The 22,545-nt window shown below is 60.4% G+C and carries 18 protein-coding genes and 4 pseudogenes; 13 read left to right on the plus strand and 9 right to left on the minus strand.

What is annotated here, in order from left to right:
• Positions 1-110: 110 nt before the first annotated feature.
• Complete coding sequence (locus tag LG047_RS13885; RefSeq protein ID WP_227967394.1) at positions 111-953, minus strand: hypothetical protein; 843 nt, start codon at positions 951-953, stop codon at positions 111-113.
• Between the two features lie 101 nt (positions 954-1,054).
• Between LG047_RS13885 and LG047_RS13890 the strand changes: the two genes are divergently transcribed.
• Complete coding sequence (locus LG047_RS13890) at positions 1,055-1,819, plus strand: hypothetical protein (protein WP_227967395.1); 765 nt, start codon at positions 1,055-1,057, stop codon at positions 1,817-1,819.
• A 252-nt stretch (positions 1,820-2,071) separates the two neighbouring features.
• Here LG047_RS13890 and LG047_RS13895 read toward each other — a convergent pair whose 3' ends face one another.
• Positions 2,072-2,974 carry an outer membrane protein gene (locus LG047_RS13895; RefSeq protein ID WP_227967396.1) on the minus strand — a complete coding sequence of 301 codons (903 nt, stop codon included), beginning with the start codon at positions 2,972-2,974 and terminating at the stop codon, positions 2,072-2,074.
• Positions 2,975-3,253: 279 nt separating this feature from the next.
• On the opposite strand from LG047_RS13895, the gene LG047_RS13900 reads away from it, so the two are divergent.
• Positions 3,254-4,123, plus strand: a complete 870-nt coding sequence (locus LG047_RS13900) for a heme-binding protein (RefSeq protein WP_227967397.1) — start codon at positions 3,254-3,256, stop codon at positions 4,121-4,123.
• A 106-nt stretch (positions 4,124-4,229) separates the two neighbouring features.
• On the opposite strand, the gene LG047_RS13905 is transcribed toward LG047_RS13900, so the two are convergent.
• Both LG047_RS13905 and LG047_RS13910 read right to left on the minus strand, forming a co-directional pair.
• Complete coding sequence (locus tag LG047_RS13905) at positions 4,230-7,388, minus strand: efflux RND transporter permease subunit (RefSeq protein ID WP_227967398.1); 3,159 nt, start codon at positions 7,386-7,388, stop codon at positions 4,230-4,232.
• A 12-nt stretch (positions 7,389-7,400) separates the two neighbouring features.
• Positions 7,401-8,495: an efflux RND transporter periplasmic adaptor subunit gene (locus tag LG047_RS13910; protein ID WP_144259727.1), complete on the minus strand. Its 1,095-nt coding sequence runs from the start codon at positions 8,493-8,495 to the stop codon at positions 7,401-7,403.
• 337 nt (positions 8,496-8,832) lie between these two features.
• On the opposite strand from LG047_RS13910, the gene LG047_RS13915 reads away from it, so the two are divergent.
• Together LG047_RS13915 and tnpA are read left to right on the plus strand one after the other, a co-directional pair.
• Entirely contained in the window at positions 8,833-10,845 is a 2,013-nt protein-coding gene (locus tag LG047_RS13915; RefSeq protein ID WP_227967399.1) for an adenylate/guanylate cyclase domain-containing protein, read from the plus strand.
• 337 nt (positions 10,846-11,182) lie between these two features.
• Positions 11,183-11,554 (plus strand): annotated as a pseudogene (gene tnpA, locus LG047_RS13920) (IS200/IS605 family transposase); the annotation flags it as partial.
• A 196-nt stretch (positions 11,555-11,750) separates the two neighbouring features.
• Here the strand turns inward: tnpA and LG047_RS13925 are convergent.
• The gene (locus tag LG047_RS13925; protein WP_227967400.1) at positions 11,751-13,094 is read right to left on the minus strand and encodes an IS1380 family transposase; all 1,344 of its coding nucleotides are present in this window, start codon (positions 13,092-13,094) and stop codon (positions 11,751-11,753) included.
• Between the two features lie 173 nt (positions 13,095-13,267).
• Here LG047_RS13925 and LG047_RS19785 point away from each other — a divergent pair, with 173 nt between their 5' ends.
• Positions 13,268-13,438: a helix-turn-helix domain-containing protein gene (locus LG047_RS19785; RefSeq protein WP_227968499.1), complete on the plus strand. Its 171-nt coding sequence runs from the start codon at positions 13,268-13,270 to the stop codon at positions 13,436-13,438.
• Between the two features lie 94 nt (positions 13,439-13,532).
• On the opposite strand, the pseudogene LG047_RS13935 reads toward LG047_RS19785, so the two are convergent.
• Positions 13,533-14,102: pseudogene (locus LG047_RS13935) on the minus strand (transposase); the annotation flags it as partial.
• A gap of 81 nt (positions 14,103-14,183) precedes the next feature.
• Here LG047_RS13935 and LG047_RS13940 point away from each other — a divergent pair.
• Together LG047_RS13940 and tnpB (LG047_RS13945) are read left to right on the plus strand one after the other, a co-directional pair.
• Entirely contained in the window at positions 14,184-14,534 is a 351-nt protein-coding gene (locus tag LG047_RS13940; RefSeq protein ID WP_227967401.1) for a transposase, read from the plus strand.
• A 97-nt stretch (positions 14,535-14,631) separates the two neighbouring features.
• Positions 14,632-14,985 carry an IS66 family insertion sequence element accessory protein TnpB gene (tnpB, locus tag LG047_RS13945; protein WP_227967402.1) on the plus strand — a complete coding sequence of 118 codons (354 nt, stop codon included), beginning with the start codon at positions 14,632-14,634 and terminating at the stop codon, positions 14,983-14,985.
• A gap of 267 nt (positions 14,986-15,252) precedes the next feature.
• On the opposite strand, the gene tnpB (LG047_RS13950) is transcribed toward tnpB (LG047_RS13945), so the two are convergent.
• Positions 15,253-15,609 (minus strand): IS66 family insertion sequence element accessory protein TnpB, encoded by a 357-nt coding sequence (gene tnpB / locus LG047_RS13950; protein ID WP_227967403.1) that lies wholly within the window; start codon positions 15,607-15,609, stop codon positions 15,253-15,255.
• 11 nt (positions 15,610-15,620) lie between these two features.
• Positions 15,621-16,040, minus strand: coding sequence for a transposase (locus LG047_RS13955; protein WP_227967404.1), 420 nt, complete (start codon positions 16,038-16,040; stop codon positions 15,621-15,623).
• Between the two features lie 173 nt (positions 16,041-16,213).
• On the opposite strand from LG047_RS13955, the gene LG047_RS13960 reads away from it, so the two are divergent.
• Complete coding sequence (locus tag LG047_RS13960; protein ID WP_227968500.1) at positions 16,214-16,570, plus strand: S26 family signal peptidase; 357 nt, start codon at positions 16,214-16,216, stop codon at positions 16,568-16,570.
• Between the two features lie 242 nt (positions 16,571-16,812).
• A pseudogene (locus LG047_RS19790) lies at positions 16,813-17,414 on the plus strand (lytic transglycosylase domain-containing protein).
• Between the two features lie 515 nt (positions 17,415-17,929).
• Here LG047_RS19790 and LG047_RS13970 read toward each other — a convergent pair.
• Positions 17,930-18,354 (minus strand): annotated as a pseudogene (locus LG047_RS13970) (transposase); the annotation flags it as partial.
• Between the two features lie 296 nt (positions 18,355-18,650).
• On the opposite strand from LG047_RS13970, the gene LG047_RS19795 reads away from it, so the two are divergent.
• From LG047_RS19795 to LG047_RS13985, 4 genes are all read left to right on the plus strand, one after another.
• The gene (locus LG047_RS19795; RefSeq protein ID WP_370635053.1) at positions 18,651-19,628 is read left to right on the plus strand and encodes a recombinase family protein; all 978 of its coding nucleotides are present in this window, start codon (positions 18,651-18,653) and stop codon (positions 19,626-19,628) included.
• Positions 19,629-19,745: 117 nt separating this feature from the next.
• Positions 19,746-20,120, plus strand: a complete 375-nt coding sequence (locus LG047_RS19800) for a hypothetical protein (RefSeq protein ID WP_370635054.1) — start codon at positions 19,746-19,748, stop codon at positions 20,118-20,120.
• A 400-nt stretch (positions 20,121-20,520) separates the two neighbouring features.
• Positions 20,521-21,657, plus strand: coding sequence for a site-specific integrase (locus LG047_RS13980; protein ID WP_227967405.1), 1,137 nt, complete (start codon positions 20,521-20,523; stop codon positions 21,655-21,657).
• A gap of 228 nt (positions 21,658-21,885) precedes the next feature.
• Positions 21,886-22,380: a hypothetical protein gene (locus LG047_RS13985; protein WP_227967406.1), complete on the plus strand. Its 495-nt coding sequence runs from the start codon at positions 21,886-21,888 to the stop codon at positions 22,378-22,380.
• The last annotated feature ends 165 nt before the right edge of the window (positions 22,381-22,545 follow it).

Genomic DNA, 22,545 nt, shown 5'->3' on the forward strand with positions numbered 1-22,545 from the left:
GCGGAGACCGGTTTGCCGAGGGTCCGCGGAGAGGCGCGCGAGCCCTGCGCGCCTCTGATCACTCGGACGGGAGCGGTGAAAGGGGCGTCAGCCGACCCTCGCGCGGCAATTTATTGCGCGGATATCGGACGAAAGTCGAAGTCGAGATTCTCACTCGTATATCGCTCATCGACCTCGGAAAATGGTTTCTGATCTTCAGAGTACAACACCGCACGGTGTTCGAATAATTCATGCGGAACGGGGATCGAACGGGGGGCGGCGTCGCTCGGCACATCGGTCGCCGTGGCTCCGGACTCCCAGCCCTGCGGCAATGGCGACCAAAGTATTTTTGCGTCGATGTTTTGCCGAAACGGCCGCAAAGGTTGCACGACTCGACCGAATGACGTTTCCGTCGTTTCCAGTGTGTGATTCATCTCCGCTGTGAGACGAGCGGGCACATACCAGTTGTCCGCTTCCGACAGAACGTGGTCGCCGCAGAAAAGTTGCACGTGACGGTGTTTCACGATTTCGTTCGGTTCGACGCGAAGGCGTTGGCGCGTTTCTGCGCTCGCGGGCTTCTCCGGACCATCGATGCGGCGGGCGATCACTTTTGGCTCTGCCGCCATTTTATGGTCGGCGCACCACTTCTCCAGCACGGTTGTCGCACTACGGCCAGCGAGCAGATTAGCGTTTAAGGTTTGCAGCAGCGCCAGTATTTCGACGCGCGATACGAATCCATCCTGCCAGCGGGTCTTAGGGCGCTCCGTCGCGCCAACTGTGACGGTATGGAGCGCGATGAGGCAGGCCGCGATCGCGCTCGACTTGTTCGATTGGCTAAACATGGACTCACCAATTCCCCACTGCCCCAGCAATCGGGCGCGTGCCGAGAGAAGCGCCGAAACTTCGGATGGCGCGCCATACTGATAACCCGGGAACAGGGCCTGAACCAAGACCGAATGCGCGATTGCAAACATCCCGTCGGCCGGCGCTTTTGAAAATCAGCGAATGGATCGTTATTCTCCGCCTCGGTGAAATCGCGCGCGATCGCGCGATAGACCTGCTGGAGAGCCTTATCGTGTACCCGATCGGAGTCAGCCTGTTTTCTTTCGCGTGCTTCATGGCGGCGTCGCTTGGCGGCATGTGGGCCGGATATGTCCTGCCCGAAGGGCAGTTGACAGACCGCAATCGTGATTTGATCAAGGAGGCGCGACGCATGCTGGTCGCGCTCGCCACGCTGACTCTCGGTCTGATCATCGCCTCCGCCACGGCCTCTTTCGATTTGAGGACAAACGAGGTCGAAAACAGCGCGTCGAAGATCATCGCGCTCGATTCGACATTGGCGAAATATGGACCGAAAGCGAGAGAGAGTCGGGAGGCGTTGCGCCGAATTGTTGCGAAAGGCATCGAGCGGATAGAGATCGCCGCCGACGAAGGCTTCAATACGGAAAAGACTCGCAAGGGAATTGGCGTCAACAAGTTACAGATCAAATTGTTCGAGTTGAGTCCTGAAAGTGATCGCGAAACCTGGCTCAGGTCGTCGGCGCTCACGCTCAGCAGCGAACTCGCCGCTTTTCGTTGGCTGAAATATTCGGGCTCGGAAGGCAATATACAGTGGCCCTTTCTCGCCATCCTCATTTTCTGGCTGGCCGGCGTTTTCGTCAGTTACGGAATTGTAGCTCCGCGAAACTGGGTGGCCGTTGGAACCATGGTGGTTGTCGCATCAGCCATGGCGATGGCGATCCATCTGACGCTTGATCTGGACTCGCCAAACAAGGGACTTATCAGAATGTCCAGTGCGCCTCTTCAAATGGCGCTCGATCAGATCGGTCCGCTCGAATAGGGCGGGTTCATACGCGGGCGACGGCGAGATGTTGCAATCCCCCCGGGGCGGCAGGACCTGCGGTAATGGAAAGTTCGAGCAACGCTCGGTTGGAAACGATGTGAGCGCGTCTTTATTTAAGGTTCTCATCCGCAAATTGATATGCAGGAAATAAGCACGCCCGGCCGTTCGCGGCGGCCGGGCGTCCTCATCATTATCCACTGGCAACTGCCCGTTGCGTTTCCCGCCTCATGGCAAGTCGTCCGATCTCGATCAGAAACCTGGGAGGGCGGAGCTTCCCCAGTTGAAATGGTAATTCACGCCGGCCCGGACGATATGGCCATTGTAGCGGGACGAGACGTTCGACGCATAGGCGTAGCCGATTGATCCGGGAGGCAGGTTGAAAACATTGGCCAGGCCTGCAACCGGCGCAAGATTGTTCGTCGTTGATCCCAGATCATAATAGAGATACTCGCCCTTTGCGCTCCAGCCCGGCATGAACATCCATTCCACGCCGCCGCCCGCGGTCCAGCCAACGAGCGTGTTGCTGAATGTCGTATTGCCGATCCCCGCCCCGAAAAAGGCGCCCGTATCGAAGGAGAATTGCGAGGCGTTGAGCCCAACGCCGCCATAGGCGAGACCGCCCGTTCCATACGCCAGCAACGTCGGCGTGACGAGATAGCCCAGTCGCCCGCGCACCGTGCCGAGGTAATCGAGCCGCTTGCTGACGTCCGTCGTCGTCATCGCCATGGCGCCGGTCAATGCGTTGAAGGCGACGCCTGTGACGTTGCTGCGGCCGCTGCTCGCGGCTATGCCCTGAATGTCGGCTTCGACGCCAGTAAGGAAGGAGCCCCCAAATTGCCAATTATAGCCGATCTGGCCGCCGCCGATGAAGCCGCTCGCATTGCTTGTGGGAACTGCGCCCCACGCGCTCGATGCGAAGGCATTTCCCTGAAACCACAGCGGATCATTGAAAAGCGCGAAGGAAGACAGATTGGCGCTGCTGCTTTGGCCCCATGTTCCGCCGGCGTTGAGACCCACATAAAAGCCCGTCCATGTCATCATCGGCGGTGGGGGCGGCGGCGGAGCCTTGTAAGATGGCAGGTCGGCCGCGAAGCTGGCGGCGGCTGAAAAGTAACAAACAAGAAATGTTGCGGCGCAGAAATTCTTGGCCATATCGAAACTCCTATAGCGATTACTGTCAAGGCGTCTCCGTCGTCGCGCCCTTGGAGAAAAGAAATGCCATAAAAAGCCGCAGCTTTGTATATCACGCCAATCAGGTTGGATGATTTGCTCATGAGTGTATCATGTTTGCAACATTTGGAGTGTGCGCAACATTATTACCGGATTGCGTTTCATGTTGCTTTTTGGTACGCACGATCGTCGCCTCATCTGTCGGTGGCGTTTTTTCTTTGCAGTTCGGGCGACCAATTAAATTTTCTCTCTGGAGGGGCTATGCTTAAGAAGATGTTGATCGCAGGCGCTGCCGCCTGCTTTTTCTCGACTGGCGCGTTTGCGGCGAACGCTCCCTGCCCGAATATCTCGAACGCTCAACTTAAAACGGCTCTGAAGAACGCGATTGTTCAGACGGGCCCGAACGGCCTTGGTCTCGGTCTCAACATGTGGGCGACGGTCGTCGCAGCGGATGGCGTTGTTTGCGCGGTCGCCAATTCGAGCGGCGACCCCATTCAGGGCCAATGGCTTGCGAGCCGCGTCATTTCCGCCCAAAAGGCGTTTACGGCCGCGACGCTCAGCCTTGGTCCGACTGCCAACTCGGGGTCGGGACTGCCGCTGGCGACGGGTAAGCTGGCGCTGTCATCCGCCAATCTTTATTCGGCGGTCAACCCCGGCGGCAGCCTCTATGGTCTGCAGCACAGCAATCCGGTCGCGGCGGCTGGCGCCTATGGCGACAAGATCAGCCCCGGCGGCGTATACGCCGGCCCGATCGATACGGCGACCTATGGCACGGCGTCTGACCCGATGATCGGTCAGGTCATCGGCGGCATCAACGTCTTCGGCGGCGGTCTGGGTCTTTACGCCCAAGGCGGCGTGAAGGTTGGGGGCGTCGGCGTCAGCGGCGACACCTCTTGCGAGGACCACCTCGTCGCGTGGCGCCTGCGCCGCAATCTCAATCTGGACTATCTCGCGACGATCGGCGGCGTTTCCGGCGATGCGGCGCGCCCGGACAACATCGTCTTCGACATCACCCCGAATCCCAATGGCGGCACGGGCGTGAGCGCAGGCGGTTTTGGACATCCGACCTGCCTCGCCTTCACACAGGCTCAGTCGAAGAACCGGGCTAAGGCGTTGCCGGCGGTTCGCTGAACTGTGACCCAAGCTCGGGTTTGAAAAGGAAAAGCCGGGAGGCGCTGGTCGCCCCCGGCTTTTCTTCATTGCGTCCCGATTTTCCGGATCTTTTGCCGCGCGTTCCTCAATGCGCTTCGGGCGGATCGCTTGGCGCCTCGGGGGCGACGGCCGGAACTTGTTGTCCACGGATTCGCTCGCGCAGCGTCTGGATGATGACGTAAAGCCCCGGGATCAGGAAGACGCCGACAAGGCTCGCCGCCAGCATGCCGCCAAATACGGAGGTGCCGACCGCACGTTGCGTCGCGGCGCCGGCGCCCGTCGCCTTCACCAGCGGCACGAGGCCGAGGATGAAGGCGAAGGAGGTCATCATCACCGCGCGAAAGCGCAGGCCCGCGGCTTCGAGCGCAGCGTCACGTATGGAAAGGCCGGCGCGGCGTCGCTCCGTGGCGAATTCGACAATGAGAATCGCGTTCTTTGCAGCGAGCGCGATTAGCACCACAACACCGATCTGCGCAAACAGGTTATTGTCCAGCCCCGTGAGTTTCAGCGCCAGCATGGCCCCGAAAAGACCCACCGAGACTGAAAACAGCACGGCCGTCGGGATCGACCAGCTTTCGTAGAGCGCGACGAGAAAGAGGTAGGCGAAGAGGACGGCGAGACCGAGAATGCGGCCGGTCTGGCCGGCGGCGGCTTTTTCCTGAAGCGCCGTGCCCGTCCATTCATAGCCAAATCCATTCGGCAGATTGTTCTTCGCGACTTCTTCCATAGCGGCGATCGCCTCGCCGGAGGAGTATCCCGGCGCCGGGCCGCCATTGAGCGTGACGGAGCGCAGATTGTTGTAGCGCACGATCGACGCCGGCGCGTTGACGATGTCGATGTCGGCGACGGCGCGCAGCGGCACCATTTCGCCCGACGCGCCGCGCAGTCTCACGCGGAAGATGTCGTCCGGCGTCATGCGGTTCGAGGCGTCAGCCTGCGCCTTCACCTGCCATGTCCGGCCAAAAAGGTTGAAGTCGTTGATATAGGCGCCCCCGAGATCGGTCTGCAGCGCATTGAAAATGTCGGCGGGCGGAATGCCAAAGGTCTGCGCTTTTTCGCGATCGACCTTGACGAGGATTTGCGGCGTCGAGGCGCTGAAAGTGGTGAAGACGCCCTTCAGTCGCGGATCCTGACTGGCGGCGATCATCAGGCCGCGCGCGACCGCCGCGATTTCATCAGGCTTCGCGCCCGCGAGACTCTGAAGCTGGAACTCGAAGCCAGAGCCTGTGCCGAGACCCATGATCGGCGGCAGGTTGAAGGGAAAGATATTCGCCGCCGCCACGCTCTGGAAGGCCGCGCGCAATTCCGCAAGGGCGGCGAAAGCCGACATGGACGGATCCTTGCGCTCGGCGAAAGGTTTCAGGGTGACGACGAAAAAGGCCTTGTTCGACAAGGCGAGGCCGTCGAGCAAGCTCTTGCCGGAAACCGAGAAGACGCCCGCCGCCCAGGGCTTCTGCATGATGATCTGCTCGACGTCCTCCAGCACGGCCGTGGTGCGAGAGACCGAGGCGGCGTCGGGGAGCTGGATCTCGCCCATGAAGGCGCCCTGATCCTCGTCCGGGAGGAAGCCGGTCGGAACGATCTTTGCGAGCGCGCCCGCGCCAATCGCGAAAAGCAGCACAATGGCGCCGGAGATCAGCGCTCGATGCACAAGGGGACGCGCCATTCTGACATAGCCGTCGCGTGCGGCGTCGATGCCGCCCTGAAGTTTCGCCATCACGCCAGTCGGCCGCTCGCGTCGCTTGAGGACCAGCGAGCAGAGCGCCGGCGAGAGGCTGAGCGCCGCAATAGCGGAGATGAGCATCGAGAAGCAGACGCTCACCGCAAATTGCTTGTAGAGCTGGCCGGTGATGCCCGGGATGAAGGCCGTGGGCACGAAGACCGAGAGCAGCACCAGCGTAATGGCGATGATCGGGCCAGTGATCTGCCCCATCGCTTTTTCGGTCGCCTCCGCCGCCGTCAGCTCCGGATGGTGTTCCAGCACATGTTCGACATTCTCGACCACCACGATAGCGTCGTCGACCACGATGCCGATGGCCAGAACGAGCGCGAGCAGCGACACTGTATTGAGAGAAAAACCCAGCGCCAGCATGACGGCGAAGGCGCCGATGAGCGCCACCGGCACGGCGACGATCGGAATGATCGTCGCGCGCAGGCTGCCGAGAAACACGAATACGACGACGCCGACGAGCACGAAGGCTTCGACAAGCGTGTGTTTCACCGCTTCCATCGTCTGTTCGACGAAGACGGTCGTGTCGTACATCACCTCTGCGGTGACGCCCTCGGGCATGCGCGGCTTCAGCTCCTCCAGCACCTTTCGCACGCCATGGGCCGTCTCGATGGCGTTGGCGCCCGGCGCCTGGTAGACGCCGATGCCCGCGGCCGGCTTGCCGTTGAAGCGGGTAGCGGAGTCGCTCACCTTCGCGCCGAGTTCGACGCGCGCGACGTCCTTGACGCGCACCAGCGCGCCTTCGCCGCTCGCGCGCACGATAATGTTCTCGAACTCCTCGACGGAGGTCATGCGGCCCTGCGCCGTGAGATTGATCTGGAAATCGACGGAGTCGACCAATGGGGCCGCGCCGATGCGGCCGACCGCGGCCTGCACATTCTGCGCCTCGACCGCCTTGACCACGTCCGCCGCCGTGAGTCCGAGGCTCGACAGCCGGTCTATGTCGAGCCACAAGCGCATGGAGTAATCGAGAGGCCCGAACAATAGCGCCTCGCCGACGCCCGGCACGCGTGCGAGCCGATCGAGCGCATTGATCGTCGCATAATTGGACAGAAACAGCGCGTCCTTCGATCCATCCGGCGAATAGAAGGTGACAACCTGCACCATCGCGGCGGAGCGCTTCTTCACCGTGACGCCGAGGCGTTGCACCTCCGGCGGCAATTGCGCGATGACCTGATTGACGCGATTGGTGACATTCACCGAGTCGAGATCGGAATTGGAGCCAACCTCGAAGCTGACGAGCAAGGTATAGCTGCCGTCGGCGCCGGAGGTGGACTTCATATAGATCATTTTTTCAACGCCATTGACGGCGGGCTCGATGATCTGGGCGACGCCCTGTTCTACCGCGCTGGCGTCGGCGCCCGGATAGACCGCCGTCACCTGCACCTGCGGCGGCACGATGTCGGGAAACTGCGCGACCGGCAGGGCGAAATAGGCGATGAGTCCCGCTACCGTGATGACGATGGAGATGACGAGAGCGAGTCGCGGCCGACGAATGAAAACGGAGGAGAGCATGAGCGGTCTCCGTTACTTCGTCGCTCGCGGCGCCATTTGCGGCGTCACGGTCAGCCCCGGCTTTACGCGCTGCTGACCCTGCACCACGACGCGCTCGCCAGCGTTCACGCCCTCGGAGACGGCAATATAGCCCTCGCGCTGATCCGTGACTTTGACGGGACGCCGTTCGATCTGGTTCTTGTCGTTCACGACGAACACGTAAGGCCCGGCCTGATCGGAGGCGACCGCCACCTGGGGAACAGCGACGACCCGCGTCGCGGCCGGCTGCTCGACCATCACCCGCAGGGTCTGACCGTCGGTCAAAAGATGGTCGTGATTCTGGACAGTGGCGCGAACGATCTGTCCATCGGTTCTCGGATCGACGATAACGTCGAGGAAGTCGAGCTGCCCGAGGTCTTTCAGAAATGTGCCGTCGGCGAGCTTCACGAACACCGTCGAGTTGCCGCCCTTGAAGCCATTGCGGCGCGCCTCGAGAATTTCCTTCTGGCTGACCGGGAAAAGGATCCGCACTTCCTCGTCGCGGACGATGGTGGCAAGCACGCCGGAGTCGGGGCCGACCAGATTTCCGGGCGTGACATTCGCGCGACCGATCCTTCCATCGATGGGGGAGACGATCGTCGTATAGGAGAGATTGATGCGCGCGAGGTCGAGAGCGGCCTTGGCTTCTTTCACCTGTCCCGCGGCGCGCAATTCATCGGCGGTCAGCCGATCGACTTCCGCCTCTGAAATCGCCTTCGTCTTCACGAGCGCCTTGGCGCGCCGCAATTGCTGTTCGGCGTTGGCTTGCGCCGCCTGCGCCTGGAGAACCTGCGCTTCGCGTTGGGCGACGGTCGCCTCATAGGGAGCGCGCTCGATCTCGAACAGGACCTGGCCGGTTTTCACCTTGTCGCCGTCCTGAAAGCGCCGGGGCCCGAGCTGGCCTGTCACCCGAGCCCGCAGTTCAACTTTTTCGAGAGACTCGACCCGGCCGACAAAATCCCTTTGACGCGCGAGCGAACGGAGTTCCGCCGCCTCGACCAGTACGGCGGGCGGCGGCGTTTCGGCGGCAAAGGCCGGCTCGACGAGGAGCATAACGCCAAGCAGATAAAAAAGGGCAGGGGTAGACATGATATCCTCGCGCACGGGTGCGTTCCTCGTATCCCGCGACCGTCCAGCGTCGAGCGCTCATGTTGAAATTTGGCGGGACCTGTTTTGCGCGACTATCTTTACCTTGGGGCCGCGTTGCAAGCCCCCTCTCCGTCAGCGCATGCCGCGGAGGCCACGTCGAGACAGACCGGGAATTGCGGTTGAAAGACTTCGCCTCCCAACCCGCCCCTCGCCGAATCCATGAGGAGAACGCCGAGGGAACCGTGGAAACGTCGAAAGCATCGCTTGCCCGGATGGGCGCAAAAATGAAATTTGGTATGCTCTGTCGAAATGCAGGGTGAAAAACGCGAGTATGTACATGTGGCCTGTCGAACTTAGCTTTGCCTCCCGCCTCGTTGCGCTGGTCGCCGCAATGAGCGTTAGCGCAACGCTGATGTCGTCTGCTCTCCTGTCGTGGTCCTATTATCGCGCCACCCTTGCAGAAGCTGAAGTCCAGGGCGAGAGCGTCGCCCGACTCCTGGCGAGAAGCGCCAGCCTCGCGCGTGAGCTTCCGCTCGAAGTGGAGCAGATGCTGTCCGAGCATATGGTTGTCACGGCAGAGCTTCTGGCGCAGTTTGTCGCCGCCGCGGAAAAAGCCGGCATGAGCGCAATCGAGATAAACAATCGGTTGACCGCCATCACGGGCAAGACAATTCTCGACGAGTTCTGGGTCACCGATGAAAATGGCCACGCCTATATTCATAAGAACGAACATAGTGATTTCGCATTCAGTTCTTCGGCTCTGGAACAGCCGCAGGCATACGAGTTTTGGGACTTGCTGACAGGCCGCAAGAACGTAATTGTTCAGGAAGCCCGAAAACGTGAAATTGACAACGAGAAGTTCAAATATGTCGGCGTAGGCGGCGTCGACAAACCCCGCATCGTTCAGGTCGGCTATAATGCGAAGTATCTCGGCGCCCTCACGGAACAGATTGGCCTCCCGCGCGCCATCGACAATCTTCTTGGCGCTGGTGAGATCGACGCGATCTTCGTTTTCAACAAGGATTCGGACTTGATCGCGAGCCCCAAAACAGCGCGCAAGAAAGTCGGGGACGACCATTTGAGCGAGCAGGAGCTGCTCCCGGTTCGCGCCGTCATCGAAAGCGGAGAATCGCGATCGGTAAAGAGTAACGACACGCTCAGCGTGATTTCTCCGATAAATAGTGATGAGGGCGCTGTAATTGGGGCTGCTCTAATCCGGATCCCGACCAATCGCCTCAAAAACATCATTTCTCTGCAAATCGAAGCAGCCCTCGGGATTGCGGCGGCGATTACTCTCTTCGGAGCCGCCATGGCCGCCTTGATCGCACGGCGGCAGACGGCGCCGGTGGTGGCGATAACGAATGCTGCGCGCAATGTCGAACGCCGGGCCTTTTCGGCGGGCGAACTTTCAGACGTTGAAATACGCAATGATGAAGTGGGACAGTTGGCGCGGGTCTTCAATAAGATGGCCCAGGATTTTCTCGATCGCGAAAAGATCCTCGATTCGGTCGTAAAGGAACGAACCCTCGCTCTGGAGGAAAGAAACACAGAGCTGGAGAGGCTTTCGGCCCGTCTTTCGAAATATCTTTCGCCCCAACTGTATGGAACTCTGTTCAGGAACAACCAGGTCTCGTCGATTTCGGCGAAGCGGAAAAAGTTGACGATCTTTTTCTCGGATATCGTCGGCTTCAGTGAAATGACGGAGCGGCTGGAGTCTGAAGATATTACACGAATGCTCAACGAATATCTGAACGAAATGGCCATCATCGCTCTGCGGCACGGCGCAACGATAGATAAATATATCGGCGACGCTGTGATGATCTTTTTCGGCGACCCAGAGACACGAGGCGTCAAGGAGGACGCGCTGGCTTGCGTCTCGATGGCGATAGAGATGCAATCGATGACACGTCACCTCGAGAGCAGATGGCGCCAGCAGGGTTTGGACAACCGGTTCCAGATACGTATCGGGATCAACACAGGATATTGTACAGTTGGAGATTTCGGAAGTCAGGAACGCATGGATTACACGATTGTAGGCCATCAGGTTAACGTCGCGGCGCGACTCGAGCAATCCGCCGCCCCGGGCACGATCTTGATATCTCATGAGACAATGTCGCTCGTTCGAGATGCGATAGAAGCAGAAGAGCAAACTATACTGCATGTGAAAGGAATCAGTGCGCCGATTCGCACATACAAAATAACACGAATGAAAAGCGCGGATGCGTTGGCTCTTATTCACGAAGAGCGCGAAGGGCTTCTCGTGGCGGTCAATCTTGCCACGGCGGACAAGGGTGAGGCAGTCCGAATACTCCAATCAGCGATCGAGCGGATGACTTCTGACGCAGAATGAACAATGTATTACGCATTGGCTTCGCGTCCCATATCAGGTTTCCTGGCGTCAGCGGGCAGGTATAGTCGTATCTAACGTGCAGCGCATGAGATTATTAAAGGGCTCAACATTTAATATGAATGCGATGTGCAGTGCCGACTGACGTTATTACGCCAAAGCACTAAAGCGAAGTGAGAGCTCCCCCGGCTTTGCCGGGGTGGCAGTCGCAGCTTGACGTTTTCGGAAGTCCATCGAGGACATTTCCTCTTGCGAGCCGCCAAGCACACGACGATGAAATTCCACGATGGACGAGTATTAGAGCCTAAGCCACACGAAATGGGACTGCAAATGCCATGTCGTGTTCATCCCGAAATATCGCAGACGAACGCTTTAGGGTCGTCTTCGCCCGCGTCTTGGTGAGGTGTTCAAGAGGCTTGCCGCACAAAAGGAAAGCCTGATCGAGGAGGGGGATATTATGCTCAACCATTTCCACACGATGCTCGCGATCCCGGCGAAATATGCGGTTTCCCAAGTGACGGGATACATCAACAGCAAGAGCGCGATCCATCTGACGCGGGTCCGTGGCGAACTCAAACGCAGTTTCGTTGGCGAACATTTTTGGGCGAGGGGATATTTCGTTTCGACGGTCGGCCGGGACAAGGAACTGATGCGGGAATATATTCGCAATCAGGAACAGGAAAATGCGCGACTGGATCTGTTGACCCTGTGGCACCGAGGCTTCGTAGCCGCCTTTAACCCGTCCTATTCGCACAGCCGACGAGCTTTGCTGAGTTTTTCCGCGACATGATCGTGGACGCGGGTTCGCTTTGCGCTTTACCGTTGAGTGAGGTCCGGACTTTTTGAACGCGTTGGAGATGAAAGGACGGGCTATCTGGGGCTTCCGGACGTAGTCTCGGCCCCGTCGTTCACGGTCCTGCCGGCTGCAACGCGCCGGCCAGACATCGGAATGGCTCGGCTTGCGGGCAGGCGCTGGCGAGCGCAAGGCTGATGCGGGTTGCGGTCTCGACGACGCGCGCGCCGATCTTGAGCAGCTTCTCGCGAAAGGTGGCAAATTCAGCGACGGCGAGTGGATGAGGCTTTGGAATGGCGTCGCGCAATTCGAGCATCAGCCAATAGGCGGCTGTATGCAGGAAGAGCCGCATCTGATTGGCGAGCGGCTCCCGGCAGGAGGCGCCATCCGACGCCAGCTGGCTCTTGTGCAATTTGATCAGATTTTCCATCTGGCCACGCGCGCAATAGAGCGTGTCGCAGATATGTTCGGCTGAGCCAGTCGTGATGTTGGTGACAGCGTAGCGGATATCCAGCACCATTTCCGTCGCTTCGATGCGGGCGCAGACGCGGCGCTCGGCCCGCCAGGATTTGGCGGCGTAGTTCGTTTGCGCATAGTCGCGCAGGACGACCAACTGTTCCAATGCGCGACGGGTGCGGATGTCGTCGGCCTTTTCTTCGACGGCGGCGGCGAGAAGCTTATTGCCAGACAGGCCGAAAACATAATCGAGGCCATTGTCCTCACACCAATCCATCACCTCGTGGCGGCCGTAGTGACCGTCGCCCCGAATGGTGATCCTGGTCGTCGGCCAATGGGCGCGGATGCGGTGGACGATCCGGCGCAAATGACCGCGCACTTCCTTGCCGGTCGGCGTCTTTCCCGGACGTAGAATGATGGCGACAGGGCGTCCGGTCGCGTTGTCGTAAATATGGATCGGCAGGAAGCAGCGCTCGTCGTAATGAGCATTGAACAGCGACAGTTGCTGATGCCCATGCACGATGTTGCAAGTGTCGTCGATATCGGGCGTGACGGCTTTCGGAGGCGTGGAGTAGCTGGCGCAATAAAGATCGATCAGCACGCCGCCGAGCTTCACGATTTCGCGCAAAGCCGGCGCATTCTCCCAACGCAACATGGTCGGGTGCGAGTACAAATCGTTCCCCGTATCGGGCAAGCGCCCGCAAGCGATCTTGAAGACCGGATCCTTGCGCAGATGATCGAGATCGTCCGCATCCTCGTTACCGCAAGCGATAGCGAGAATGCGCGCACGAAAAATGCTGGTGAGCGAATGGGTGATCAACAAAGGATTACGCGGATCGGCAATGACGGCGGCGAGCTTGTCGGCCAGACCCGGACGATGCTCGGCTTGCCCCAAAAGCATCACCCCAGCATCCGAGGTGATGCGTCCACCGTCGAAGGCTGCAGTGATCTTCTTGCGGCCAACGGCTGGAAACGAGAACGGGAGGGGGATACTTTCGGTCATGGCGAGTGTGGCTGCGATGCGATGGTGTGAGGGATCAGCGTAAGAAACTAATGTATACGCTAATTCAAAATCCTACGCTACGCTCGCCAACCCAAAATGACCTCATCGCTGAATAAGATGGGTTAACGCTGAGTTCGTCAGGCAGTATGGTGTAACCATTCATTCATTCATTCATAACTGAACATCGCATTAGATTTGCTCGTGACTGTGTAGAGCAGACAGACTTGCCGTTGAAGATAATGGCCGAGCGCGCAGGGTACTCTCACGTGAATCACTTCAATGCGGCGTTCCGGCGATTTTTCGACCACCCGCCCGGAACTCTTCGACGAAACAAGAAGAAATGAAAGGGCAATGATCAATGACACCCGTTTGTAGGATAGCGAGGGTCCGGATGAATGTGTAATTTGCGACTGCGAGAGTAGATTGTAAGCGCTGTTTTCAGGCCACGTCTCTGAGAGTGACCGGCGGGGCGTAGGCCCAGGGCATGAGCTCGTCGAGCTTGCTCATGAGATGGCCGTTGACGATCTTCGTGAGGACGTCGGCCATGTAACCCTGCGGATCGACGTCATTGAGTTTGCAGGTCTCGATGAGCGAGGCGACGATCGCCCAATTTTCGGCCCCGCCGCCGGAGCCGGCGAAGAGCGCATTCTTGCAATTTAGGGCGATGGGGCGAATGGCGCGCTCGACGATGTTGGAGTCGATCTCGATGCGCCCGTCGTCGATGAAGCGCGTCAGGCCGTCCCAGCGCGAGAGCGCGTAGCGGATCGCCCCGGCGAGCCTGGTCTTCTGGCTGATCAGCGCGAGCTTTTCGTGCAGCCATGGCTCGAGGGCGTCGAGGATGGGGCGGGATTTTTCCTGCCGCGCGTCACGACGCCCGTCGGGGCTGCGTCCGCGGATGTCGCTCTCGATGGCGTATAGCGCGCCGATGCGTTCGAGCGCCTGCGAAGCGATCGGCGCAGCGCCAGCGGCGGGGAGTTCATGGAAGCGCCGGCGGACACGCGACCAGCAGAGTAACCGTGATGTGACGACCGCCTGCCGGAACGCATATGGAGTTGGTTAGGTATCCACCATCGAAGAGGTGGACACCAAATGTCGGCGGCGAAGGATGGCGTCAAGCGGCGCGCGTGGAGCCTTGAAGAACGGCAGCGGATTGTCGCGGAGGCGTTGACGTCTGGCGCGTCCGTAGCGGCGGTTGCGCGGCGGCACGGATTGAACGCCAATCTGATTTTCAAATGGCTACGGCGTTCGCGCGAAGGCTGGCTGGATCGTCGGCGCGCGCCGGCGAAAGAGACCGCGGCCGCACAAACCTTCGTTCCCGTGGAGGTTCTGGAGTTGAAGCCAACTCTGGTGAGCCCGGCTCTGGCGCCGTCGTCGTTACCGGTTGCGAAGATGGCCGCCACGCCAGCGAGGGGGCGCGCAAGAGCGTGCGGCGCGGTGTGATGGAAGTCAGCCTGCCGAATGGCGCCCGCTTGTCGCTCGACGCGGATGTGGATACGGACGCTCTGCGCCGCGTGTTGTCTGCGCTGGGTGATCTTTGATGCTTCAGTTCGCACCGGGGATGAAGGTCTATCTGGCGTTGAAGCCCGTCGACATGCGTCGCGGCTTCGATGGGCTCGCCGCCGACGTGGCGCAGGTGCTGCGTAACGATCCTTTTTCTGGCGCGGCCTTCGTGTTCCGCAGCAAGCGCGGCGACTACGTGAAGATTTTGACCTGGAACGGGTCAGGCCTGTGTCTCTTCGCCAAGCGGCTGGAGAAGGGAAAGTTCGTCTGGCCGCCGATCGTCGAGGGCGCGCTGCAGTTGACGCCGGCGCAGCTGGCCTTGCTGATCGAAGGGATCGACTGGCGGCGGACGGTTGCGCCAGAAGCGCCGGAGCGCCCGGCCTTCCTGTAGAATCCATTCATTATTGAGCTGCGCCGTCACGTGTTTCGTGATAGATGAAACCATGTCGCGCGCCGCTGCCGATTTGCCCGAAGACCCCGCCGAACTGCGGCGTTTCTCCGAACGAGGCGCTCGTCGCGCGCCCGCTCGGCGAGGAGCATCGCCTTCAGTTCGTTCGGATCGTCGGGAAGCGTCTCGATCGGCTGCGCCATAACCGCAGAAGATCATATTCTCCGCCGCCTTTCGACACGCTTCGGCGCCCTGATTCACTGTGTCGCATCATCCCGGCAAGGCCGGCGCCGGCGCCTCTTTCGCGCAGTGGACGCGTCGCCAGTCGAGTCCCTCCAGCAGCACCGAAAATTGCGCCGCCGACAGACGCATGACTCCGTCTTCGATCTTGGGCCAGCGGAACTCGCCGTCCTCCAGCCGCTTGGCGAAGAGGCGCACGCCCGCGCCGTCCCAGAAGACCAGCTTGATGCGGTCGGCGCGCCTGGCGCGAAAGACGTAGATCCCGCTGTCGAAGGGATCGCAATGAATCGTCTCGCGCACCAGCGCCGCGAGACCCTCCGCGCCCTTGCGGAAGTCGACCGGCTTTGTCGCCACCATCACGCGCACCGCGCCCGTCGGGCCGATCACTTCGCCCCCGGCTAGGTTCGCAGCGCGCGCAGGATCGCCGTCGCCATGCCGATGTCCGCGTCACGCCAGATCCACACATGCGTCTCGCCGATCTCGATCTCCACGACGGGCGCGGCGGCCGCCGCTTTCGGCGCAGGCGTCGGCGCGCGCACGGCGGCGCCGCTGTTCTCGGCAATCGCCGGAACAAATGCCGGCGCGCCCACCGCCTCAGCCCTGCGGCGCACCTCCCTTCGCCAGGTGAAGAGTTGCTGTGGCGTCGCGCCATGTCGACGTGCGACCTGCGAGACAACCGCGTCGGGAGCCTGCGACTCTTGGACCGCCAGCGTCTTCTCTTCCTCAGACCACCGGCGCCGCCCGCCAGCTCCAGTGATTACCTCGATGCGCCGCAACCCGGAGCCGTTCGGATCAAGCAAAGGATCAAGTCTGGACACGAGCCTTATCTCCAAATCAGGAGACCAGACTCGCCGCTTTCATCTCGCGTTTGAAGGTGGGGCCGTAACAGCGCTTACATCGCACGCTGGCTGCGCTTCGGTAAAGCAATTACCGAGCAAACGCTCGACCGAAGGCGGCGCGTCGCGACTTCCGCCCGCTCGGGGCGCTCGCTATCTCCGATCTCGTCGTCGCCCGGCCGCCGGAGCCGCTGGCCAATTGGCTTGCGACGCGCGGCTATCTGCCCAAGGGCGCGCTGCTCATTAAGCGCTTGGCCGCGCTTCCCGAATTAAGACTCTGCCGAACTGACCTCCCAATCTCCGTCGACGAGGGCGTCGTAGCGGAGGCGAGTGCGCGCGATCACGCAGGCCGCGACCTGCCGCGCTGGCGCCGATGTTACACGCTCAGTCGAGGCGATGTCTTCCTGCTCAATTGGGATAATCCCGCCTCGCTCGACGGGCGGTATTTCGGGGCGCTTCCGGTTGCCGCTGTCATCGGCCGAGCGCGACCGATCTGGACCGAGGCGGAGTGATGGTCGATCCATCCCTCTGCGGCAACGCAACGTGCAACGGCGCTTCTATCGGTCGGCGTTCGGCAAGATTTCAAGCGAGTGCGCTCGCCCTGCTCTGCGTCTTGTCGGCGCTTCCTGCTTTTGCGTTGTCCACAGGCGGCGAGGCTATAGCGAATGAAAAATCGTGCCCTCTCGCTATCAAAAGCGCACTGGCGGAGGCGTCCAATCGCTTCCATCTCCCAGTCCATTGGCTGCGCGCCGTCATGCACGCCGAGAGCGGCGGCGAGGCCAAATCCGTCTCCAGCAAAGGCGCGATCGGACTCATGCAGATCATGCCGGCGACCTACGCCGAGTTGCGCACGCGCTACGGCCTCGCGACCCGTTCGACGCTCACGACAATATTCTGGCCGGAGCCGCCTACCTTCGCGAGTTGCTCGACCAATATGGCGAGCACGGCTTTCTGGCGGCGTATAACGCCGGTCCAGGGCGCTATGAGCACTATCTTCGCGGTCGCTCTTTGCCGGCCGAAACGACGGATTATGTCCGAAGGATTGAGCCCGCACTTTCACTCGGCGGACGCTCCCCGGCACCTTTTTTGGTTTCCTCCTGCAACCGCGCCTCTCCAATCTTCGTGGCGGTCACCGCGTCGGGAGGGTTGGACGATAAACAGTCGAGACACAGCGCGGATACCGCTGTCAGAGCCGACGGATGGACACGACATTCTCTCGTTCCGGCGCGGCCAGATGTCAGACAATTTGCAACAGATTTGCGCGCAACAGGCCGCCTAAACGCTGCGTCGCCTGCGGCTCCTTCGCGCGCCTCCGACCTTTTCGCTATTCGTCAGTTGTCTGGAGCGTCCCAATGACACCGCTTCCCCATTTTCGTAGAATTGCGCATGTCCTCACGCCTTTGTGCGCGAGCGCTGCACAGGGAGCGGCAGCGACCGACTTATCGCAAGATAAAAGGGACAGCCTGCGGCTTTGTCCGGCGGTCGGTTTGTCGTTGCGCTTCAATGCATTCATACAGGCTGCGTTTTCGGCGCACAGCCTTTCGCTCGTAGCAAGTCCCTGTAACGACGCGCCAATTTCCCCTCGTCTGCGCTTCGCCATGTCGAGTGACGACGACATTCGCGTTCGGCCCGGCCGCATCCGCTCGACGAAGCCGGGAAGAGCGGGGAACTTCGTGTCGCATGTGCTGCCCGCGACGCAGAAGGCGGGCGGCCTCCGTCTGTTGGGCGGGCGCGGAAGGGTGCGCGGCGATTTCGGCCGTGGCCGGGCGGCGAGGCTCTCGGCGCTGCGCGGCCTGACCTCCCAATCGCGCGGCGTTGTGATCAAGGCGCGCGTCGTATGGCACGGTCTAAAATCGGCGCCGCTCACGACGCATCTCGTCCGCGACCGATCGGGCGCTCGGCCCGCGACGCAGCCAGGCGTGAAAGCCCGATCGGGACACGTCCAGCGCTTCGCAGAGCCACGCCACCGGCCAGACGCTCCGGTGCTTTGCGACGAAAGCGAACCTCATTTCGCTTCCCTCGCAAAGAAGGTTGCGGCCTTTTTTAGAATGTCGCGCTCCGCCCGCAGTTTGGCGACCTCACGGCGCAGCCTTTCGATCTCCAGTTGCTCCGGCTTCTGCTGGCCGTGTCCGGGGAAGGCCTGCACGGGATCCGTCGTCAGCTCCCGAACCCAGCGCCGCAACACGTTCTCATGCACATCCAGATCGCGGCAGGCCTGCGCGACGGTGACGCCGCGCTCCTTCACCAACCGAACCGCCTCGACCTTGAACTCCCGACTGAATATCCGTCTCGCCATAACAAACCTCCGGCCTCATGAAACACCGTTTCTCGGCGTCCACGAAACCGGCAGCAGCTCATTCCTTCGACTCGCACCGTGATCGACTTTCGAGAGTTGGATTGCGCATCCATGATCGGATACGGACAACGCCCGAAGGATCGTGCGTCCCAAGAGAGTTCTGCGCGCTGTTGCCGTCTCCAAGTGCGGCGCGAACCAGCATTTATGTTCCGCGGGGGACATGGACTCGCCTCCAAATCTTCCTCTATCACAGCTTCAGCAGAACGGCGCGAATCAACTAGAAAAGCGGACCTTGCATGTCGCAGCGGATAGCGCGATTCTTCGTCTTGCGCGCGCTCTCGCTCGTCAGGCCGCGCGAGAAGATCATGCGCAAGAGCGCGCTGGCAAGGCCCCAGCAAATGAAACGTGCTGCGATCTACGCCCGCTTTTCGACCGATCTTCAGGATGAACGCTCGATCGAAGATCAAGTCAGTCTTTGCAAAAAGTACGCTGAGCGCAAGATGCTTCATGTCGTCGCGGTCTTCCATGATCGCGCGCGCTCGGGCGGCTCAATTCTCGGGCGCGACGGTTTGCTTGTCCTCATGGATAAAGCGCGCGAACGGGCGTTCGAAGTGATCGTTGTTGAAGCCCTCGACCGTCTCCCCCGCGATATGGAGGATCTCGCTGGCATTCACAAACGCCTATCGTTCTTGGGCATTGAAATCCGCGCGGTTCATGAAGGCGTTGTGAACACCGTTTTGATTGGCTTGCGTGGTTTGGTCGGGCAGCTCTACCGCGAAGACACCGCGCACAAGGTGCGAAGGGGACAGGCGGGACGCGTCGGCAAGGGCCTCAGTGCCGGCGGTCTCACCTATGGTTACGTGCCCGCGCCCTGCGATCCCGGGAGACGCATGATCGTCGAGGCGGAAGCGGGAATCTTGCGTCGAATTTTTCGCGATTATGTCGATGGACGCACGCCACGTGACATAGCTCACGACCTCAACGCGGAGCGGATCACCCCGCCTCGTGGTAGGGCGTGGAAAGCTTCTACGATCAACGGGAATATGCGGCGAGGAAACGGGATCCTGAACAACGAGCTATACGTGGGGCGGCTGGTTTGGAACAAGGTCCGCATGGTGAAGAATCCGGACACGGGGAAGCGAATCTCTCGCCCGAACGCCGAGAAGGATTGGCAGGCGACAGATATTCCCGACTCAGCAATTGTAAGCCGAGACCTTTTTGAAGCCGCCCAGAAGCGAAAGAAGGCGCGCAGCGTCACGCATCCAAGTCAGTAGCGCCGCCCCCGTCACATGTTATCCGGATTGCTGAAATGCGGGGCATGCGGCGCGGGGCTGGCGAGCAATGGCAAGGATTGATCTGGACGTATTCGGATCCGATGCTCGGCGGCGACCGTGAGTGGTATATGTCCAGATCCGAGGACCTTCTATCTCGACACCGTTGAGGCGGCTGTCCTCAATGGACTGACGACAGAACTCCGCCACCCCGAGGTTATCGCCGAATACGTTCCGACTTATCACGCGGTGCGTAAACAGCTCACTGCCGAAGCGAGTCGCCATCGGTTGCGGCTCGAGCGACGGCTGGGAGAGCTTAACCGTGAGATTGACCGTCTTGTCGACGCCATCGCGAGGGGTCAGGGCGACCCGGCCGTTCTGGGTCCCAAGTCAACGCTTTTGGATGGCGAACGCAAAATGGTCGCTGTCGAACTCGGGAAGGCGGGTCACCCCGAGGAGGCAGTCTCCCTGCATCCGGCCATGCTCGCACGGTAGGAGGAGCAGCTGACGCGTCTCCAGGCTGCTTTGGCGGGTGGGATCAGAGACGGTGACACTAAGTGTTCTGAGGCGATCCGGGACTTGGTCGAGACAGTCACAGTGTTCCCGGATGCCTCCCGAGCAGGGGGCGTCCAGGTAAAGGTTTCTGGCCGCTTAATGGCGCTGCTCGGGGAAAACGCGTACCCTAACCGGGTCCGTGGGGTAAGATGGTAGCGGAGGAGGGATTCGAACCCCCGACACAAGGATTATGATTCCGTTTTCTGGCCGGAAGATGGCCGCTCATGGTTCTCCGTGAGAGCGCCCACTAGATTGATTTTTAAGACTGTTCATGCGACATAGGTGCGCGTGGCGTTTCCCCGCTACGCACAGCTTTTAAGAGCCTATAGCGAGCCTAAGATTGCCTGCGCTGACGGAAATCACTATCCGCAACCTGAAGCCGCCGGAGAAGGGCCAGGTCGCCTACATGGACGACGCCTTGCGGGGGTTCGGCGTTCGCGTGTCGGCCGGTGGCACGAAATCGTTCATTCTCGTTCACGGCCTTGAACGTCGCCGTGTCACAATTGGGCGGTATCCGATCATCTCGCTCGCGGAAGCCCGGGCGGAGGCGAAACGCATCCTCGCTGAGAAGACCCTCGGGCACACGTTCGAACGGAGCGTTCCTTTTGAGGACGCGCTTGCGCAATTCCTCGACCACTCTGCCCAGACGAAGCGCCCTCTCACCACGCGCGACTACAAACGGCTCCTCACATCGCACTTCCCATTCGGCCGCACGCAGCTTGGTGATGTTACGCCGCGAGAAATCTTGCGTCGCCTTGATCGCTTGCGCGCGACCCCAGCCGAGCAAAGCCACGCCCTCGTCGCGTTGAAAGTCTTCATGTCCTGGTGCGTCAAACGACATCTGATATCTCGCAGCCCATGCGAAGCCATGTCCGCCGCCAAGCAGCGCGTTCGCGAGCGCGTGCTTTCCGACGATGAGCTGAAGAAGGTCTTTGCAGCTGCCTTAGAAGGCCAGGACGCCTTCTCGCGGATCGTTGCAATTCTCACCTTAACCGGGCAGCGGCGCGGCGAGGTAGCAGCGTTGAGGTGGGAGTATCTCAACGACGGCGAACGCACGATAACTCTCCCCTCAAGCCTCACGAAGAACAAGCGTCCTCACACATTCCCCTACGGAGCACTGGCGGCCTCCATCTTGGAGAACACGCCCCGCATCGGTGACTTCGTTTTCCCGGCAAGCCGCGAACACGTGCGCGGAAAGCCAACCGTTTTCTTCAACGGCTGGGGCAAGTGCAAGGAATCGCTTGATCGAACCTGCGGTGTCTCTGATTGGACGCTGCACGACCTGCGCCGTACGTTCGCAACGAACATGGCAGCGCTTGGCGTGCGGATCGAGGTGACCGAGAAACTTCTGAACCATGTCTCCGGGAGCTTCGGTGGTATCGTCGGTGTTTATCAGCGCCACAACTACTTGGACGAGATGCGACAAGCGATTGACGCATGGGAGGCTCGACTCACTGCTCTGCTATCACGCGCATAGGTAGGCACCGATGTCGTTGCTCCGGACACAGCGCGTCCGAACGCGACCGGCCACGACAGGCCCCGACCGGGTGTCGCCTGTCGCGACAGGTCGCCGGCGTCGTGAAAAATTTTTCTTTGCTCACTGCGATGCGTCGAGTTGCGCCAGGCAATACTCTTTATAGTTCAGAACGTTGTGCGCACAAGAAACGTGTGATGAATCAGATGCCTTCCTCCAGAGGAGGGCATCATGGAATCAAAATACTGGTTGCCCGACATTGAATTCGATGCGGCTGTCGTACGGATGTCGTGGCTTACTGTAGGCGACTTCATTGTCGCGGACGACGCACCACAGACGTACGAAGAAATGATCAGCCAAGTTGAGGGGCAGGGCGTCTTCGTCGTCTGGTCGGGAGGCTCCGAGCGCACGATCTATTCCGACCCAAAGATCAACTTCGCCGTCCGTGCGTGGCACGACTGGTGCCACTGGCGTGGCAGGCATGACTTCTCCCCTGCAGGGGAGATTGCGGTCGCGGGTATGCAGCGCCGGCAGCTCATCGCGATCTATGGAAACACACCGCGCACCCGCCGCTTGTGCAGACTCATCGACGCGGAAATCGTCGGGCAGATGCTGTACCTCCAACGCCACGGCGAATTTCCGACCGACCAACGTGCCTTCGTCGCGACCTACGCAGACACGCGCCTGGCAGCCGCCGACATGCGTCACTGTTTCGTTGGTTCTTAGTCTTGGTAAGGGAGAGGTCGAGAGTTCAATCCTCTCTTGCAGCACCACTCCTTTCCTGAGAAATCAGACACTTGCCGGATCGCCAGAAAACCCGATTCGACAAGTGCAGGCAGAACGAAGCAGGAAGCTGCACGTAAATCCGTGCAGTTTGTTCTGTTAAAGTTC

Source organism: Methylocystis sp. WRRC1 (assembly GCF_020733155.1).
Taxonomy (GTDB): domain Bacteria; phylum Pseudomonadota; class Alphaproteobacteria; order Rhizobiales; family Beijerinckiaceae; genus Methylocystis.

Excerpts from the sequence above, each read along its gene's own strand:
- LG047_RS13885 (WP_227967394.1), bottom strand. The coding sequence starts at position 953 with ATGTTTGCAATCGCGCATTCGGTCTTGGTTCAGGCCCTGTTCCCGGGT.
- LG047_RS13895 (WP_227967396.1), bottom strand. The coding sequence starts at position 2,974 with ATGGCCAAGAATTTCTGCGCCGCAACATTTCTTGTTTGTTACTTTTCA.
- LG047_RS13900 (WP_227967397.1), top strand. The coding sequence starts at position 3,254 with ATGCTTAAGAAGATGTTGATCGCAGGCGCTGCCGCCTGCTTTTTCTCG.
- LG047_RS13905 (WP_227967398.1), bottom strand. The coding sequence starts at position 7,388 with ATGCTCTCCTCCGTTTTCATTCGTCGGCCGCGACTCGCTCTCGTCATC.
- LG047_RS13910 (WP_144259727.1), bottom strand. The coding sequence starts at position 8,495 with ATGTCTACCCCTGCCCTTTTTTATCTGCTTGGCGTTATGCTCCTCGTC.
- LG047_RS13915 (WP_227967399.1), top strand. The coding sequence starts at position 8,833 with ATGTGGCCTGTCGAACTTAGCTTTGCCTCCCGCCTCGTTGCGCTGGTC.
- LG047_RS13925 (WP_227967400.1), bottom strand. The coding sequence starts at position 13,094 with ATGACCGAAAGTATCCCCCTCCCGTTCTCGTTTCCAGCCGTTGGCCGC.
- LG047_RS13940 (WP_227967401.1), top strand. The coding sequence starts at position 14,184 with ATGTCGGCGGCGAAGGATGGCGTCAAGCGGCGCGCGTGGAGCCTTGAA.
- tnpB (WP_227967402.1), top strand. The coding sequence starts at position 14,632 with ATGCTTCAGTTCGCACCGGGGATGAAGGTCTATCTGGCGTTGAAGCCC.
- LG047_RS19795 (WP_370635053.1), top strand. The coding sequence starts at position 18,651 with ATGTCGCAGCGGATAGCGCGATTCTTCGTCTTGCGCGCGCTCTCGCTC.
- LG047_RS13985 (WP_227967406.1), top strand. The coding sequence starts at position 21,886 with ATGGAATCAAAATACTGGTTGCCCGACATTGAATTCGATGCGGCTGTC.